The organism is Pseudomonas sp. 20-5 (assembly GCF_056782835.1).
Window position 1 is genome coordinate 3,891,731 of the sequence record NZ_CM165584.1, and the last position, 16,556, is coordinate 3,908,286.

Sequence of the window (16,556 nt, forward strand, 5' to 3'; positions counted from 1 at the left end):
CGGTGAATCCCCGCCCCTTCTACCGGCTGCCCATGACCTTCATGATCAGCGCCGGGTCGCTGATACCCATCTCCTTGATGGCCGATGCCATCGCTGCCGTCGCCGTCTGCAGGGCGGAGTTGAGTTGTTGCAACTCCTTCTGCAACTCAGGCACGCGAGCCTCCTTCGCCCCCGGATCGGACGACCTCATGGCCTCCTGCAGCTCCCTGAGCTTCTCTTCGATCTTCTTCTTCAACTGGCGGATCATCTTCACCATCGGCCGCAACTCCTGCGGGATATCCTCGTCCTCCTCCTCCACCGGCACCCCCATGGTGGCGGCCAGCTCGCGCCCTGCCTGGGAAAGCCGTACATGCTGATCGGCGGCGTCGGTGCCGGCGGCCGGGTCTTCCGCCTGCTCGGCGGTGCCGGTCCGCGCGGCCTTGGCGTCCGCGGCGGCGCGCGACGAGGGTGGCACCTGGGTGGTGATCCAGCCACTGAGGGTCAACATTCCAGTCACTCCGGGAAAAATGGAATTCTTCCATTGGATCGGCCCACGCGTCGCGAACTTGAGCCCCCTTTTCGTCGCCCCTTGACAGGGTGCGACAGGTAGTCGCAGTTGTTTGACGCAAGTCACTGATTGGAAACGCCATCGGCCTGTCAGAAATGGTCGTTGCCAGACCTATGGCTGGCACCCGCATCGCGGCTGCGTTACCCTTACTCCTGTTGTGCCTTTAACCTAGCAAGGACCCCTCAATGGCCGAAACCATCAAGGTGCGCGCACTGCCCCAAGCACACTGCAAGGATTGCAGTCTGGCCCCGCTGTGCCTCCCCCTGTCGCTGACCGTGGAAGACATGGATTCGCTGGACGAGATCGTCAAGCGCGGTCGTCCCCTGAAGAAAGGCGAATTCCTGTTCCGCCAGGGCGATCCTTTCGGCTCGGTCTTTGCCGTGCGCTCCGGCGCCCTGAAAACCTTCAGCATCACCGATGCCGGCGAAGAGCAGATCACCGGCTTCCACCTGCCCAGCGAGTTGGTCGGCCTGTCCGGGATGGATACCGAGACCTATCCGGTATCCGCCCAGGCCCTGGAAACCACCTCGGTCTGCGAGATTCCCTTCGAGCGCCTGGACGAACTGTCCGAGCAGCTGCCGCAACTGCGCCGCCAACTGATGCGCCTGATGAGCCGGGAAATCCGCGATGACCAGCAGATGATGCTGCTGCTGTCGAAGAAGACTGCCGACGAGCGCATCGCCACCTTCCTGGTCAACCTGTCGGCGCGCTTCCGTGCCCGTGGCTTCTCCGCCCAGCAGTTCCGCCTGGCCATGTCGCGCAACGAGATCGGCAACTATCTCGGCCTGGCCGTGGAAACCGTGTCGCGGGTCTTCACCCGCTTCCAGCAGAACGGCCTGATCAGCGCGGAAGGCAAGGAAGTGCACATCCTCGACTCCATCGAGCTGTGCGCCCTCGCCGGCGGCCAGCTGGAAGGCTGAAGCGCCTGCGAACCGCCAACGGGCCCGCCTCAGCGCGGGCCCGTTGTATGATGGGCCCCGAAAAACGCCCAGCCCAGGATCTTCCATGATTTTCGACGAGTTCACCCTCAAGTCGCAGATCCGCGCCGTGCCGGACTTTCCCAAGCCCGGCGTGGTGTTCCGCGACATCACCCCGCTGTTCCAGTCGCCACGCGCGCTGCGCATGACCGTGGACAGCTTCGTCCAGCGCTACATCGAGGCCGATTTCAGCCACATCGGCGCCATGGATGCCCGCGGCTTCCTCATCGGCTCGGCGGTGGCCTATGCGCTGAACAAGCCGCTGGTCCTGTTCCGCAAGCAGGGCAAGCTACCCGCCGACGTACTCGCCGAGGGCTACCAGACCGAATACGGCGAGGCCTTCCTCGAAGTACATGCCGACAGCCTCTGCGAAGGCGACAGCGTACTGATCTTCGACGACCTCATCGCCACCGGCGGGACCCTGCTGGCGGCCGCGAGCCTGGTACGACGCCTCGGGGCCAGGGTCTTCGAGGCCGCGGCGATCATCGACCTGCCGGAACTCGGCGGCTCCACTCGCCTGCAGGACGCCGGCATCTCCACCTTCAGTCTCACCGCGTTCGCTCTCGACGAGCGTTGATACGCCGGGGGGCGCCCTGGCGCCCCGCGCTCGCTCCTTGCGCCCCATCTTCCGTCTGGTCGAGCCGACCTGGCCATTAATGACTTCGAAATGGCCAGGAATGACCTCCCGCTGTTGGACAATCCTGCAATAATTACATCAGCTAATGACACATTCAGAGGTGTTATAGCGAACTCGCCATAGGGAACCCGAGGAAACCTGTGCGTTTCCCCTCCCCAGAACAACAAAAGGAGTTAGCCATGACTGCCACTGGCACCGCCTCCCCGGTTCGCGCCAATTTCCCCGTGCGGCGGATGGATTTCAGCTTCAGCGAAACCCCGAAGTACTGGTGGGACGGCCAACCCTTCATGACCCAGTTCATGAACAACCTGTCCTCGCTCTTCCCCTACGGCGAAAAATTCTTCGTCGATAGCGTCCGCGCGGTGCGCGACCGCCTGGAGGATCCGCAACTGAAGAAGGACGTCAGCGCCTTCATCGGCCAGGAGGCGATGCACTCCAAGGAGCATGCCGCCTACAACGAATATGCCGAGGAGCACGGGGTCGACCTGGAGTGCCTCGAACTGCGGATCAAGGTCCTGCTGGAAAACGTCAGCAAGGTCACCACCAGGAAACACCAGCTGGCGATCACCTGCGCCCTCGAGCATTTCACCGCGACCATGGCCGCGCAGTTGCTCAAGCGCGAAGACCTGACCATCCAGATGCAGTCGCCGAAGATGTACAAGCTGTGGATGTGGCATGCCATCGAGGAGAACGAACACAAGAATGTCGCCTACGATGTGTACCAGAAAGTCTACGGCGGCTACTTCACCCGGGTTCTGGTGATGATGCTGACCACCCTGATGTTCTTCGGCGTCATCGGCTGGTTCCAGCTCGACCTGCTACGCAAGGACGGCCAATTGTTCAACTGGCGCTCCTGGAAGCATGGCCTGGGCACCCTGTTCGGCCTGCGCAAGGGCTTCTTCACCCGCCTGCTGCTGCCCTACCTGGACTACTACCGGCCGGGCTTCCACCCCAGCGACCACGACACCGCGAAACTGGAGAAATACTGGAAGGACAAACTGGCCTTCGCCGATTGAAGCCCGCCTCCGCCAGTGCCGCTCCGCCCCCGACGCCAGGCCCCGCCTGGCGTTTCTTATTCGAGAGAAGAACAGGATATTGCACACGGAAAAGCCTCCGTTTCGACTACCGTTCCTGAATCCGCCATTTTACGGAGGAAATAATTAGTCAATTCCTATCGATTGGCTTTTTACGATGCCCTGAGGTAATATCATGTTCATTATGTTGAACACTAAGGCATTACCTCTCCCCACTTCCCGTCTGGTCTCCCGCGAGCGTCACTGGACCGGCGACCTCTAGCTCCCTCCCTCGACACCTGCTGTCGGTGGCGACCGCCCCTGCGCTTCGCGGTCTTTCCCGCCCCTCGCCACCGCTCTTCGTCATCTTTGGCCGCGGCCTCCATTCCGCGGTGCCCATGGGAGGGCAACATGCGTTCCTGGATCTATCTGTTACTGGCTATCGGCGCCGAAGTGATCGGCACCACCTCGATGAAACTGGCCGCCACCCACGCCCCTGTCGCAGGCATGCTGCTGATGTACGGGATGATCGGCCTGTCCTATTTCTTCCTCGCCCTGGCGGTCAAGCGTGTCCCCGTCGGAGTCGCCTACGCCCTTTGGGAAGGCATTGGCATCGTCCTGATCACGGCGGTCAGCGTCGCCTGGCTGGACGAAAGCATCGGCCTGTACAAGGCCGTCGGCCTCGGCGTGATGATCGCCGGCATCCTGCTGATCAAGTCCGGCACCCGCAACGCCAGCGGCACGCCGGCACAGCCCCGTGGGGAGGCCGTCACATGCTGACCCTGAACTGGATTCCCTTCGCCTGGCTCGGCCTGGCAATCGCCCTCGAGGTCGTCGCCAACCTGCTGTTGAAATACTCCGACGGTTTCCGCAGGCGCGGCCTCGGGATCGCCTCGATCCTCTGCGTGATGGCCGCCTTCACCGCGCTGGCGCAGGCGGTGAAGGACATCGAGCTGTCACTCGCCTATGCGATCTGGGGCGGCTTCGGCATCCTCGCCACCGTCGCCATGGGCTGGGCGCTGTTCGGCCAGCGCCTGGCCTGGCGCGGCTGGCTCGGCCTGTTGCTGCTGCTGGCCGGCATGAGCCTGCTCAAGCTGGCCTGACGCCTCGGCGTCCAACGAAACGCCCATCATCTGCAGGACCGCGGCGCCGGTGAACAACAGCAGTATCTGTTCCTCACCCAGGGCGCAGATTTCCCGACGCCGCTCCGGCTGGCCGATATAGTCCAGCGACAACTGAAACAGCTGGCGGCCGATCAGGCTGGAGAGGCGACGGATGGTCGCCTCGCTCACCGCCGGCAACAACCTGAATTCGATGATGTCCTCCGACATGTCCTCGGCGAACTCATCCATGATCTGACGCAGGGCACCACGCAGCACCGGCGAAGCCCCATGCAGTTCGCGCACGCCGACGATGAACGCGGCGGGATTGCTCTCCACGAAGTCGAAGAACAGCCGCACCGTCTCCCGGCAGACCCGCCGCCCCCTTTCCAGGTCCAGCCCGAACGGCGTCGTCTGCGCTCGGGCGCCGGGCGCCGCACGAGTCGCGGCCTCGCGGCGAAGCTGGCGCAGCGGCTGGCGCAGCTGGGTAGAGATGTCGCGGATCATGGTCAGGCCAAGATCGTCGATATCGCGGAAATGCCGATAGAAGGTGTTCGGATTCAGGCCCGCCTCGCGCGCCAGCTCGCGCAAGCCGATGGCCCCCAGGCTGCGGCTGCTGCTGCCCAGGCGCAAGGCCGCCTCCAGCAAGGCGCGTTTGCCGGGAGCGTCGGCAACCCTGTCCTTCGTTTCGTTCATATCGCTCATGTTCCACCTGGTTGTTTCCATGCGCCACAAGTTCGGCCGTTGCGCCGCGCCGACCCTACCTAAGGTTGGCTTGACCCTGAAGTATACAGATGTCTACATTCGCAGGTAGACGAGTGTATACGCCAGCAAACAATCATAACAGGAGCTTGGCCATGAGTACCCAACCCACCCCTGCCGCCGCCCGGCACTGCAAGGTCGCCATCATCGGCACCGGTTTCTCCGGGCTGGGGATGGCGATCCGTCTCCGCCAGGAAGGCGAGGACGACTTCCTGATCTTCGAAAAGGACGCCGGCGTCGGCGGCACCTGGAGAGTCAACAACTACCCTGGTTGCGCCTGCGACGTGCAATCCCACGTCTATTCCTTCTCCTTCGAAGCGAACCCGGAGTGGACGCGGATGTTCGCCCGCCAGCCGGAAATCCGCGCCTATCTGGAGAAGTGCTGGGAAAAATACCGCTTGCAGGAAAAGACCCTGCTGAACACCGAGATCGGCAAACTGGCCTGGGACGAGCGGCAAAGCCTCTGGCACCTGCATGACGCCCAGGGCAACCATTACACCGCGAACGCCGTGGTTTCCGGCATGGGCGGCCTGTCCACCCCGGCCTATCCACGCCTCGATGGCCTGGAGAACTTCCAGGGCAAGGTCTTCCATTCCCAGCAGTGGGACCATGACTACGACCTCAAGGGCAAGCGCGTGGCGGTGATCGGCACCGGCGCCTCGGCGATCCAGTTCGTCCCGGAGATCCAGCCGCTGGTGGCCGCGCTCGATCTCTACCAGCGCACTCCGCCATGGATCCTGCCCAAACCCGACCGGGCAATCAGCGAAACCGAGCGCCGGCGCTTCCGGCGCTTCCCGCTGGTGCAGAAGCTCTGGCGCGGCGGCCTCTACAGCCTGCTCGAAGGGCGGGTGCTGGGCTTCACCTTCGCCCCGCAGGTAATGAAGCTGGTGCAGCGCCTGGCGATCCGCCACATCCACAAGCAGATCAAGGATCCGGAACTGCGCCGCAAGGTCACGCCGGACTACACCATCGGCTGCAAGCGCATCCTCATGTCGCACAACTACTACCCTGCCCTGGCTGCCGCCAACTCCACGGTGATCACCGAAGGCATCCGCGCCGTCACCGCCAATGGAATCGTCGACGGCAACGGCCGGGAACGCGAGGTCGACGCGATCATCTTCGGTACCGGCTTCACCGCCAACGACCCTATCCCCCGCGGAGTGGTCTTCGGTCGCGACGGCCGCGACCTGCTGGACAGCTGGACCAAGGGCCCGGAAGCCTACAAGGGCACTACCACCGCGGGCTTCCCCAACCTGTTCTTCCTGATGGGACCGAACACCGGCCTCGGCCACAACTCGATGGTCTACATGATCGAGTCGCAGATCGCCTACGTCCTCGATGCGCTGAAGCTGATGAAGCGCCGCGAACTGCTCAGTCTCGAGGTCAAGGCCCCGGTGCAGGAACGCTACAACGAATACCTCCAGCGCAAGCTGGACCGCAGCGTCTGGAGCGTGGGCGGTTGCAAGAGCTGGTACCTGCATCCGGTCAGCGGCCGCAACTGCACCCTGTGGCCGGGATTCACCTGGCGCTTCCGTGCCCTGACCCGGCAGTTCGACGCCTCCGCCTACCACCTCACCACGACACCGCTCGCCGCCCTGAGCAACGAAGCCCGCCAACAGGCCGAAGGGGTACCCGCATGAAGTCGTTCGAAAACAAAGTCGCCGCCATCACCGGCGCAGGCTCGGGCATCGGTCGCGCCCTGGCCGTGGAGCTGGGCAGGCAGGGTTGTCACCTGGCCCTGGCCGACGTCAATGCCGCAGCTCTCGAGGAAACCCGCCAATTGCTCGCCAGCAGCGGGGTACGCGTCTCCACCGCGGTCGTCGACGTGGCCGACCGCGAGCAGGTGCAGGCCTGGGCCGACAAGGCGGCCAGCGAACATGGCCGGGTGAACCTGATCTTCAACAACGCGGGCGTCGCCCACGCAGGTACCGTGGAAGGCAGCGACTACTCGGAATACGAGTGGATCATGAACATCAACTTCTGGGGCGTGGTGAACGGTACCAAGGCGTTCCTTCCGCACCTGAAGGCCTCCGGCAACGGCCACGTGGTCAATGTCTCCAGCGTCTTCGGGCTGTTCGCCCAGCCCGGCATGAGCGCCTACAACGCCACCAAGTACGCGGTGCGCGGCTTCACCGAGTCGTTGCGCCAGGAACTGGACATGGAGGACTCCGGCGTCTCCGCCAGTTGCGTGCATCCCGGCGGGATCAAGACCAACATCGCCAAGACCGCGCGAATGAACGAGAGCATGGCCAAGGTCACCGGCCAGGCTCCGGACAAGGCTCGCGAGCAATTCAACGACCAGTTGCTGCGGACCACCCCGGAGAAGGCCGCCCAGGTCATCCTGCGCGGCGTGCAGCGCGACAGCCGGCGCATCCTGATCGGCACCGACGCCCACGCGATCGACGTGATGCTGCGCCTGGCACCAGTGCTCTACCAGCGCCTGGTCACCGCCAGCATGCGCCTGGCAGCGCGCTTCGCGCCGCGCCCGAAGAGCCCCCAGGGCGCCCGCGAAGCCAGCGAGTGAACAGGCCCGCCGGGTAGCCGCTAGGCTGCCCGGCACGTCATACTCGACGGCCAGTCTCCAGGGTACGGCCGTCATGAACCCTCCCCTTCCTCACTTCCGCTACCATCCCGAACCGCTCGCCAGCGGCAGCATCGAGGCTTCCGCCACCACCTGCCAGTGCTGTGGCAAGGCTCGTGGCTACGTCTACACCGGTTCGCCCTATTCCCGCCACGAGTTGCCGCCCGGCAGCCTTTGCCCCTGGTGCATAGCCGACGGCAGCGCGGCCGCGCGCTACGAAGCGAGCTTTTCCGACGACTATCCGCTGCTCGACGCCGGCGTCGCCGCGGATATCGTCACCGAAGTCTGCGAGCGCACGCCCGGCTACACCTCCTGGCAGCAGGAGCGCTGGCTGGTTTGCTGCGAGGATGCCTGCGCCTTTCGCGGCGACGCGGGGCGTGAGGAAATCGGGCAACTGGGAGCCGAGGGCCTGGCGCAGCGCTTCGCCGATTTCGCCTGGCCGGCTATCACCTGGCAACGCCTCGTCGACGCCTATACGCCCGGCGGCAATCCGGCCATCTACCGCTTCGACTGCCTGCACTGTGGCCAGGCGCATTACGACCTGGACTTCACCTGATAGAACGCGGCCCTACAACCCCATCTGCTTGCCGATGATCTCGTTCATGATTTCCCGCGAACCGCCGCCGATGGAGAGAATCCGGTTGTCGCGATACAGCCGCTCCACCAGGCTTTCGCGCATGTAGCCCATGCCGCCGAGCACCTGCACGGCATCATAGGTCAGGCGATCGGCGACATCGGTGGCGAAGTTCTTGGCCATCGATATCTCCTTGATCACGCTCTTGCCGGCGGCCATCTTCGCTGCCTGGCGATAGGTGAACTCCCGGGAAACCTCCAGTTGCGTGGCCATTTCCGCGAGACGATGGCGCAGCACCTGGAACTTGCCGATCGGCTTGCCGAACGCTTCTCGCTCGCGCGCCCAGCGCAGCGACTCCTCCAGAGCCAGTTGCGCGGTCATGTTGGCCATCACCGCCAGGGCCAGGCGCTCGCTCTGGAAATTGGCCATGATGCAGGCGAAGCCGGCATTCTCCACGCCGATGAGGTTTTCCGCAGGCACCCGGCAGTCGTCGAAGAACAGTTCGGCGGTATCCGACGCCCACCAGCCCATCTTCTTCAGCTTGCGGCCGACACTGAACCCGGCAGTGCCCTTCTCCACCAGCAGCAGGCTGATGCCGGCGAAACCCTCGCCGCCGGTACGCACCGCCACCGTGTAGTAGTCCGCGCGCACGCCGCTGGTGATGAAGGTCTTGCTGCCGCTGACGCGATAGTGATCGCCATCGCGCACCGCACGGGTCTTCAGGTTGGCCACGTCGGAGCCGCCAGAGGGCTCGGTGACCGCCAGGGCCATGATCTTCTCGCCGCGCAGCACCGCCGGCACTACCCGCTCGCGCACCTCGGGACGGGCCCACTTGACCACCGGAGGCAAGCCGATATCCAGCGATCCCAACCCGGCGACCAAGCCGCCGGAACCGCAGCGCATGAGCTCTTCGCTGGCCGCCACCTTGGCGAACAGATCGCCTTCGCAACTGCCGCCGTAGGCTTCCGGGTAGCCGATGCCGAGGATCCCGACCGCGCCGGCCTTGAGATAGAGTTCGCGGGGAAATTCCTCGGCCTCCTCCCATTCATCGATGTACGGCAACACCTCGCGCTCGACGAAACGGCGCACCGAATCCCGGATCAGTTGATGGGACTCGTCGAAGTACTGCTGGAAGTCAGTCATGGCCGGGCTCCTGATGGGAGCCTCAGAACTTACCTAGCGCTTGCTTGGTTTTCAATACGGGAAACTGGCCATCGGCGAGGGCGTATAGGCCGCCCGTCCTACGGATACGGGAGGCACAGAGCTCAGGAGATCGGCCGCCGTCCGGCCAGGGCGTGGGCCAAGGTGCCGCCATCGACCAGCTCCAGCTCGCCGCCCAGCGGCACGCCATGGGCGATACGCGACAAGGTCAGGCCGCGGCCGGCCAGTAGCTGGGCGATATAGTGGGCGGTGGCCTCGCCTTCGACGGTGGGGTTGGTGGCGAGGATCACCTCGCTGAAGGCTCCGTCCCTGATCCGCGCTTCCAGTTCGGGAATGCCGATCGCCTCCGGCCCCAGGCCGTCGAGCGGCGACAGGTGTCCCTTGAGCACGAAATAGCGGCCGCGGTAGCCGGTCTGCTCCACCGCGAATACGTCCAGCGGGCCTTCCACCACGCAGAGCAGCGAGTCGTCGCGTCGCGGGTCGGCGCACTGCGGGCACAACTCCTCCTCGCTGAGGGTACGGCACTGCCGGCAATGACCGACCCCTTCCATCGCGGCGGTCAACGCCTGGGCCAGCTTCAGGCCGCCGCTGCGATCGCGCTCCAGCAGCATCAGCGCCATGCGCTGGGCCGACTTCTGCCCGACACCGGGAAGAATGCGCAGGGACTCGATCAGTTGGCGGATCAGCGGGCTGAAACTCATGCAGGACTCGTCGGATAGAGGGAGGGGAATGGCTGCCGGGCGCCGTCCGAAGAAGGCGGACCCGGCACGAACGCGGGATCAGAAGGGCATCTTGAAGCCGGGCGGCAGTTGCATGCCCGAGGTGAAGCCGGACATCTTTTCCTGGTTGTTCTGCTCGATCTTGCGCACCGCATCGTTGACCGCGGCCGCGATCAGGTCTTCGAGGATTTCCTTGTCTTCCTGCATCAGGCTGTCGTCCAGGCTGACGCGCTTGACGTCGTGGCGCCCGGTCATCACCACGCTGACCAGACCGGCGCCGGATTGCCCGGTCACTTCGGCGTTGGCCAGTTCTTCCTGCATCTTCTGCATCTTTTCCTGCATCTGCTGCGCCTGCTTCATCAGGCCGGCCATGCCACCTTTCATCATGTTCTTCACCTCGAATGTCGTCTTGTTGCGTGCGCCAAGCGCCGGTCAGGCCTTGGCTTCCAAAGGTTCGATGGTACCGTCACGGACCACCGCGGCGAACTGCTCGCGCAACTGCCGGACCAACGGGTCGGCATCGATCGATGCCTCGGCCGCCCGCTGGCGCTCGGCACGCCGGCGTGCCGCTGCCTGAGCCGGGGTCTCCTGCTCAGGCTTCTGCAGGGTCACCTCCAGTTTGAGGGTGCGCCCCAGGTGCTGGTTCAGCGCATCGTTCAGCCGCCGCTGCTGGGTGGCGTTGAACAGCGCGCTCTGGCCCGGATCGAGATGCAGATGCCAGTGGTCGCCGTCGGCAGCTACCAGCGTACAGTTGGCACCGATGCTGGCGGTCAGGCCGCCGAGGCCGAGCCGCGGGAACAGCTCCAGCCACTCCGCGGCCAGGCCGGTGGCCGGCTTCGCCGCCGGCAGCGGCTCCTCCACCACGACCACGTCAGGCTCGGGCGCGGCATCCAGGTAGGCCAGGGTATCCATGTCGACTTCGTAGTAGTCGTCTGCGGGCGGTGGCTCGTCGTCCTGCTCGTCCTGCTCGTCAGGTGCTACCGGCAACGCAGCCGGCAGGGCTTCCAGAACGGTTTCCACCACCGCCTCGACCGCCACTGCCGGAGGGACCGAGGGAGCCTCCACGGCTAGCGGCTCGGGCTCGGGCTCGGGCTCGGGCTCGGGCTCGGGCTCGGGCTCGGCAGCGAGGCTCGGCGCCGGCTCTTCCCAGGGCAAGTCGACGACCTCTGCCGCGGCGGCGGGCTCTTCGACAACCGCTTCCGTGACGCGCGCCTCGACCGCCGCCGGCGGCGCGGATGGCGCTGCCGGCGGGGCAGCCGGGGCTTCGACGGGCGCAGCCACGACAGGCGCGGGAGCAACGGTAGCGACCGGCGCAGGCGAGGCCGCGCCGGCCACGGGGGAGTTGGCGGGATCAGTCGTGGCCTTGCTGATCCCCAGGTCCTTTAGCGGCGTCCTCGGCACGCCGTCGGCGTCCGCCGGGCGGAACGCGAGCATCCGCAGCAACACCATCTCGAAGCCGCTACGCGGATCGGGCGCCAGCGGCAGGTCGCGGCGGCCGATCAGGCCCATCTGGTAATAGAACTGTACGTCTTCCGCCGGCAACGCCTGGGCCAGGGCCAGCACCCGCTCGCGGTCGCCCTGGCCATTGTCGATCGCTTCCGGCAGGGCCTGGGCGATCGCGACGCGGTGCAGCACGTTGAGTATTTCGGCAAGCACGCCGCCCCAGTCCGGGCCCTGCTCGGCCAGGTGGCGCACCGCTTCGAGCAGGGCGCGCGCATCGCCCTCCAGCAAGGCCTGGAGCACGCCATAGACCTGGCCGTGATCGAGGGTACCGAGCATCGCCCGCACGTCTGCGGCCAGCACCTTGCCCTCGCCGAAGGCGATGGCCTGGTCGGTCAGGCTCATGGCGTCACGCATCGAGCCGTCGGCGGCGCGCCCGAGCAACCACAGGGCGTCATCCTCGAAGGGCACGTTCTCGGCTCCGAGCACGTGGGTCAGGTGCTCGACCACCCGCTCCGGCGGCATGTTCTTCAGGGAGAACTGCAGACAGCGCGAGAGGATGGTCACCGGCAACTTCTGCGGGTCGGTGGTGGCCAGCAGGAACTTGACGTGCGGCGGCGGCTCCTCGAGGGTCTTGAGCAGCGCATTGAAACTGTGCGACGAGAGCATGTGCACTTCGTCGATCAGGTAGACCTTGTAGCGTCCGCGGGTCGGCGAGTACTGCACGTTGTCGAGCAGCTCGCGGGTATCCTCGACCTTGGTCCGGCTCGCGGCGTCCACTTCGATCAGGTCGACGAAGCGGCCTTCGTCGATTTCGCGACAGACCGAGCATTCGCCGCACGGCGTGGAGCTGACCCCGGTCTCGCAGTTCAGGCACTTGGCCAGGATCCGCGCGATGGTGGTCTTGCCGACCCCGCGGGTACCGGTGAACAGGTAGGCATGGTGCAGCCGCTGGTTGTCCAGGGCGTTGATCAGAGCCTTGAGCACATGGGTCTGGCCGACCATTTCACGGAAGGAACGGGGACGCCATTTACGCGCAAGAACTTGATAACTCATCGAAAACCGTCGCAGAAGGGAAGCACAAGTCGGCCAATGCTAGCGCAATTTACCCCTTCTGCGCTCGCCGACTTGGCAAACTGCGTGCTAAGAATTCCCCTGGCCCTTCAGCAGCCCTCGTCGGTGGCAATGACTCTACCTTCCCTGACATCGTTCATGCCTCATTTCGGCGCACCTGCGCTGCTCCTGCTGCAGTTGCTCGCGGCCCTGCCAGCGACGGCCGCGGAGACCGACGCGACGCCATTGCGCTTCTCGGTGATGGAAAGCTGGAGCATGCCGTTGGTCCGCCTGCAACGGGGCCAGCCGATCGACGGCATCGTCTACGACATCACCCGCTCCCTTGCCCGGCAGGTCGGCCGCAAGGCGCTCTACCACCCCTACCCGCGCGGGCGCATCGAGCAGGCGATGAACGCTGGCGAAATCGATGTCCGCTGCTACATCAGCCCCGCCTGGCTCAGCCACGACCTCCCCGGCTATCGCTGGAGCGTCGCGCTGCTGGTGCAACGCGACATCCTGGTCGCCCGCGAAGGCTTCGCGCCGATTCCCGAGGCGCTGCCGGCCCAGCGTATCGGTACCGTCCTTGGCTACAGCTATCCCCGCTTGCAAGCGCTGTTCGACATCGGCCGACTGCGCCGCGACGATGCGCGCACCCAGGATCTGGTGCTGGAAAAGCTGCGCGCCGGCCGCTACCGCTACGCGGTCAGCCATCAACTGTCGCTGCACTGGAGCAACCGCCAGGCGCCGGGGCAGCCGCCACTCCAGGAAGCCGCGCAGCTCGAAGAGACGGCGGTGAGCTGCATGGTGCGGGACTCCGCAGAGGTTCCGGTGGAAGCGATACTGAAGACGTTCGAGGAAATGAAGCGCAGCGGAGAGATCGAGGAGATACTGCAGCGCTACCGATAAGAGCGGCGGCGGCGTGCGGAAAATGGCGGGCCTGAAATGGAGGCGGCCCCGCCAGCCACACCCCGGCACACGATGTTCCCGCTGTGGCTGCTTCCTTCCGGACCTGACCAGGTTGACGGGTAATCGTTGCGGGGGGACCGACAGGGCCACCATTGCAGCCTACCCTCGGGTAGGCCGCGCCATTCTACCGGCTTGCGCGTAAGTTACAACCACTTCAAGCACTTACGTTTGCAATCCATTTCGCGAAAGCGGTTCATTGCTGCTGGATCAGACCCTCCGGCGGCGGCTGGGTCGATACGCTCAGCTCGGTATCGACATACAGGTCCAGGGTGCCCCAGCCCGGCTTGGTGCTGAACGACGCATACTTCTCCTCACCGCGATGGAAGGAGAAGGCGATCCGGTAATCGCTGCCGCCGAACAGCTTCACCGGAAACTCGCGGACCTGGCCGGGCCGGATCTCCCCGGAGAAGGTTTCCACGCCCTGCTCCTTGTAGCTGTAGGCGATCGGCGCCGAAGCCTGGCCACTGTAATGCAGCAGGATGCGCGGCCGCTCGCTCCAACCCACGTAGGCGCCGAACAGCACCACCAATGCGAGCACGCCCAGCAACCGCTGCTTTCTTGCCTTGTCCATCGTTAACTCCAGTCTTCGGAAATCTTTCGCAGCAGCGCCGCCGCTTCAGCGGGCGACGCCGTGCTCGTCGAACAGTTTCAGCAGGCCGTCTTCGTCGAGCACCTTCACGCCCAGCTCGTTGGCCTTGGCCAGCTTCGAGCCGGCGCCGGGCCCGGCGACCACGCAGTGGGTCTTGGCCGACACCGAGCCGGCCACCTTGGCGCCGAGCCCTTCCAGCTTGTCCTTGGCCACGTCCCGGCTCATCGCCTCCAAGGTGCCGGTCAGCACCCAGGTCTGCCCGGCCAGAGGCAGGCCTTCGACCGCCTTGCGCTCGCTCTGCCAATGCATGCCGAACTCACGCAACTGCGCCTCGATGGCCAGGGCACGCTGCACGTTGGCCGGCTCGTCGAAGAAATCGCGCAGGCTTTTCGCCGCTCGCTCGGGCAGACGCTCCACCTGGCGTAGATCGAGCCAGTCGGCGCGGATGATGCCGTCGAGCGAACCGAAGCGGCTGGCCAGCTTTTCCGCGCCGGTGGCGGCGATGAAGGGAATGTTCAGCTTGTCGATGAAACCGGCCAGCGAGGCACAAGCGGCGAACTCCGCGGCGACCTCGCCCTCTTCCTGCAACTGCACGCCATGTTCGGCATCGCGCAACTGGGCGATCACCTGGCGGTTGTGCTCGTCGGCGAAGAAGTTGTGGATCTCGTAGGCCACCTCGGCGCCGACGTCCGGCAGGTAGGTCAACACTTCCGGCAGCGCCTTGCCGATCCGCTCGAGCGAACCCAGCGAACGCGCCAGCAGCTTGGCGGTTTCCTCGCCGACGTCGGGAATCCCCAGGGCGAAGATGAAGCGCGCCAGCGAAGGCTTGCGGCTGTCGGCGATGGCCGCCAGCAGGTTGTTGGTGGACAGCTCGGCGAACCCTTCCAGCTCGAACACCTGTTCATAGGTCAGGGTATAGAGATCCGCCGGCGAGGCGACCAGCCCGCGATCCACCAGTTGCTCGACGATCTTGTCGCCAAGACCGTCGATGTCCATTGCCCGGCGCGATACGAAATGGATGATCGCCTGCTTCAACTGCGCCTGACAGGAGAGGCGGCCGACGCAGCGATAGATGGCGCCCTCGCTGATCGACTCCTTGCCCTTGCTGCGCTTGACCAACTGGGTCCGCTCCACGGCCGAGCCGCAGACCGGGCAATGCTCGGGCACCTCGATAGCCTGCGCATCCGCCGGGCGGCGCTCGAGCACCACCTGCATGACCTGCGGAATCACATCGCCAGCACGGCGGATCACCACCGTATCGCCGATGCGCAGGCCCAGGCGGGCGACTTCATCCATGTTGTGCAGGGTCGCATTGGACACCGTGACGCCGGCCACCTGCACCGGCTTGAGGCGTGCCACCGGGGTCACGGCGCCGGTGCGGCCGACCTGGAACTCGACACCCAGCAGCTCGGTCAGCTCCTCGCGCGCGGGGAACTTGTGGGCGATCGCCCAACGCGGCTCGCGCGCGCGGAAGCCCAGTTCGCGCTGGAAGGCGATGCGGTTGACCTTGAACACCACGCCGTCGATCTCGTAGGCCAGCGCATCGCGTCGGCGACCGATGTCGTCGTAGTAGTCGCGGCAGGCCTGGGCGCCCTTGACCAGGCGCAGCTCGCGACTGATGGGGATACCCCAGCCGCGGAACGCCTCGAGGATGCCCACCTGGGTGTCCGGCAGCGTCCCGCTGACTTGGCCGAAGCCGTAGGCACAGAACTCCAGCGGGCGACTGGCGGTGATCTTCGAATCCAGCTGGCGCAGGCTGCCGGCCGCCGCGTTGCGCGGGTTGGCGAAGGTCTTGCCGCCGGTTTCCACGGCCTTGGCGTTGAGCGCCTCGAAACCGGCCTTGGACATGAACACCTCGCCGCGCACTTCGAGGATCTCCGGCCAGCCTTCGCCATGCAGCTTCAGAGGTACGTTGCGAATGGTGCGTACGTTGCTGGTGATGTCCTCGCCGGTGCTGCCATCGCCGCGGGTGGCGCCGCGCACCAGTTGGCCGCGCTCGTAGAGCAGGCTGACGGCCAGGCCGTCCAGCTTCGGCTCGCAACTGTACTCGACCTCCGCGCCACCGCCGAGCAGGTCGCCGCCAGGCAACAGGTCGGCCAGTCCTTCGCGTACGCGGCGGTCGAAGTCCAGCAGGTCCTGCTCCTCGAAGGCGTTGCCGAGGCTGAGCATGGGGATCTCATGGCGCACTTCGCCGAACGCCGAGGCCGGCGTGCCGCTGACCCGCTGGGTCGGCGAGTCGGGCGTCAGCAGTTGCGGGTACTCGGCCTCCAGCGCCTGCAACTCGCGGAACAGGCGATCGTATTCGGCGTCGGGAATGCTCGGTTCGTCGAGCACGTAGTAACGGTAATTGTGGGTGTCCAGTTCGGTTCGCAGTTGCGCGATGCGTTCGGCGGCAGCCTGGGTGTCGGTCATGGTGGGAGTCCGTGAAACGAAAAGA

At 65.3% G+C, this 16,556-nt stretch carries 16 protein-coding genes, 1 other RNA gene and 1 pseudogene; 9 read left to right on the top strand and 9 right to left on the bottom strand.

The window, feature by feature from the left end; all coding sequences use genetic code 11:
- Positions 1-19: 19 nt before the first annotated feature.
- Positions 20-487 carry a hypothetical protein gene (locus tag AC1RB9_RS17865; RefSeq protein ID WP_003103936.1) on the bottom strand — a complete coding sequence of 156 codons (468 nt, stop codon included), beginning with the start codon at positions 485-487 and terminating at the stop codon, positions 20-22.
- Between the two features lie 245 nt (positions 488-732).
- Between AC1RB9_RS17865 and anr the strand changes: the two genes are divergently transcribed.
- The 5 genes from anr to mdtI all read left to right on the top strand — a co-directional run bounded on the left by anr (position 733) and on the right by mdtI (position 4,277).
- Positions 733-1,467 (top strand): transcriptional regulator Anr, encoded by a 735-nt coding sequence (anr, locus tag AC1RB9_RS17870; RefSeq protein WP_003087262.1) that lies wholly within the window; start codon positions 733-735, stop codon positions 1,465-1,467.
- Between the two features lie 85 nt (positions 1,468-1,552).
- Positions 1,553-2,101 (top strand): adenine phosphoribosyltransferase, encoded by a 549-nt coding sequence (locus tag AC1RB9_RS17875; RefSeq protein WP_003087259.1) that lies wholly within the window; start codon positions 1,553-1,555, stop codon positions 2,099-2,101.
- A 239-nt stretch (positions 2,102-2,340) separates the two neighbouring features.
- On the top strand, positions 2,341-3,177 hold the full coding sequence (locus AC1RB9_RS17880) for a metal-dependent hydrolase (protein ID WP_003087258.1): 837 nt from the start codon (positions 2,341-2,343) through the stop codon (positions 3,175-3,177).
- A gap of 408 nt (positions 3,178-3,585) precedes the next feature.
- On the top strand, positions 3,586-3,954 hold the full coding sequence (locus tag AC1RB9_RS17885; RefSeq protein WP_003449833.1) for a multidrug/spermidine efflux SMR transporter subunit MdtJ: 369 nt from the start codon (positions 3,586-3,588) through the stop codon (positions 3,952-3,954).
- Complete coding sequence (gene mdtI, locus AC1RB9_RS17890; protein ID WP_003103934.1) at positions 3,948-4,277, top strand: multidrug/spermidine efflux SMR transporter subunit MdtI; 330 nt, start codon at positions 3,948-3,950, stop codon at positions 4,275-4,277. Before AC1RB9_RS17885 ends, mdtI begins: the two co-directional genes overlap by 7 nt.
- Before the next feature lie 525 nt (positions 4,278-4,802).
- Here the strand turns inward: mdtI and AC1RB9_RS17895 are convergent.
- A pseudogene (locus tag AC1RB9_RS17895) lies at positions 4,803-5,000 on the bottom strand (TetR family transcriptional regulator); the annotation flags it as partial.
- Between the two features lie 92 nt (positions 5,001-5,092).
- On the opposite strand from AC1RB9_RS17895, the gene AC1RB9_RS17900 reads away from it, so the two are divergent.
- The 3 genes from AC1RB9_RS17900 to AC1RB9_RS17910 all read left to right on the top strand — a co-directional run bounded on the left by AC1RB9_RS17900 (position 5,093) and on the right by AC1RB9_RS17910 (position 8,173).
- Positions 5,093-6,676 carry a flavin-containing monooxygenase gene (locus tag AC1RB9_RS17900; RefSeq protein WP_003121915.1) on the top strand — a complete coding sequence of 528 codons (1,584 nt, stop codon included), beginning with the start codon at positions 5,093-5,095 and terminating at the stop codon, positions 6,674-6,676.
- Entirely contained in the window at positions 6,673-7,560 is an 888-nt protein-coding gene (locus tag AC1RB9_RS17905; protein WP_003103932.1) for an SDR family NAD(P)-dependent oxidoreductase, read from the top strand. The genes AC1RB9_RS17900 and AC1RB9_RS17905 overlap by 4 nt, the downstream gene beginning before the upstream one ends.
- Before the next feature lie 73 nt (positions 7,561-7,633).
- Entirely contained in the window at positions 7,634-8,173 is a 540-nt protein-coding gene (locus AC1RB9_RS17910; RefSeq protein ID WP_003103931.1) for a CbrC family protein, read from the top strand.
- Positions 8,174-8,185: 12 nt separating this feature from the next.
- On the opposite strand, the gene AC1RB9_RS17915 is transcribed toward AC1RB9_RS17910, so the two are convergent.
- The 4 genes from AC1RB9_RS17915 to dnaX form a co-directional block, all read right to left on the bottom strand.
- The gene (locus AC1RB9_RS17915; RefSeq protein WP_003449829.1) at positions 8,186-9,334 is read right to left on the bottom strand and encodes an acyl-CoA dehydrogenase family protein; all 1,149 of its coding nucleotides are present in this window, start codon (positions 9,332-9,334) and stop codon (positions 8,186-8,188) included.
- 122 nt (positions 9,335-9,456) lie between these two features.
- Positions 9,457-10,053, bottom strand: a complete 597-nt coding sequence (recR, locus tag AC1RB9_RS17920) for a recombination mediator RecR (protein WP_003087237.1) — start codon at positions 10,051-10,053, stop codon at positions 9,457-9,459.
- Between the two features lie 78 nt (positions 10,054-10,131).
- Positions 10,132-10,458: a YbaB/EbfC family nucleoid-associated protein gene (locus AC1RB9_RS17925; RefSeq protein ID WP_003087236.1), complete on the bottom strand. Its 327-nt coding sequence runs from the start codon at positions 10,456-10,458 to the stop codon at positions 10,132-10,134.
- 45 nt (positions 10,459-10,503) lie between these two features.
- A complete protein-coding gene (gene dnaX / locus AC1RB9_RS17930) occupies positions 10,504-12,567 on the bottom strand; it encodes a DNA polymerase III subunit gamma/tau (RefSeq protein ID WP_003449826.1) in 2,064 nt (687 codons plus the stop codon).
- A gap of 36 nt (positions 12,568-12,603) precedes the next feature.
- Here dnaX and AC1RB9_RS17935 point away from each other — a divergent pair, with 36 nt between their 5' ends.
- Complete coding sequence (locus AC1RB9_RS17935) at positions 12,604-13,470, top strand: substrate-binding periplasmic protein (RefSeq protein WP_079275379.1); 867 nt, start codon at positions 12,604-12,606, stop codon at positions 13,468-13,470.
- 46 nt (positions 13,471-13,516) lie between these two features.
- On the opposite strand, the gene ffs is transcribed toward AC1RB9_RS17935, so the two are convergent.
- From ffs to ligA, 3 genes are all read right to left on the bottom strand, one after another.
- An RNA gene (ffs, locus tag AC1RB9_RS17940) (signal recognition particle sRNA small type) lies at positions 13,517-13,613 on the bottom strand.
- Between the two features lie 110 nt (positions 13,614-13,723).
- Positions 13,724-14,101 (bottom strand): hypothetical protein, encoded by a 378-nt coding sequence (locus tag AC1RB9_RS17945; RefSeq protein WP_003083354.1) that lies wholly within the window; start codon positions 14,099-14,101, stop codon positions 13,724-13,726.
- Between the two features lie 45 nt (positions 14,102-14,146).
- The gene (gene ligA, locus AC1RB9_RS17950; RefSeq protein ID WP_003083353.1) at positions 14,147-16,531 is read right to left on the bottom strand and encodes an NAD-dependent DNA ligase LigA; all 2,385 of its coding nucleotides are present in this window, start codon (positions 16,529-16,531) and stop codon (positions 14,147-14,149) included.
- Between the last annotated feature and the right edge of the window lie 25 nt (positions 16,532-16,556).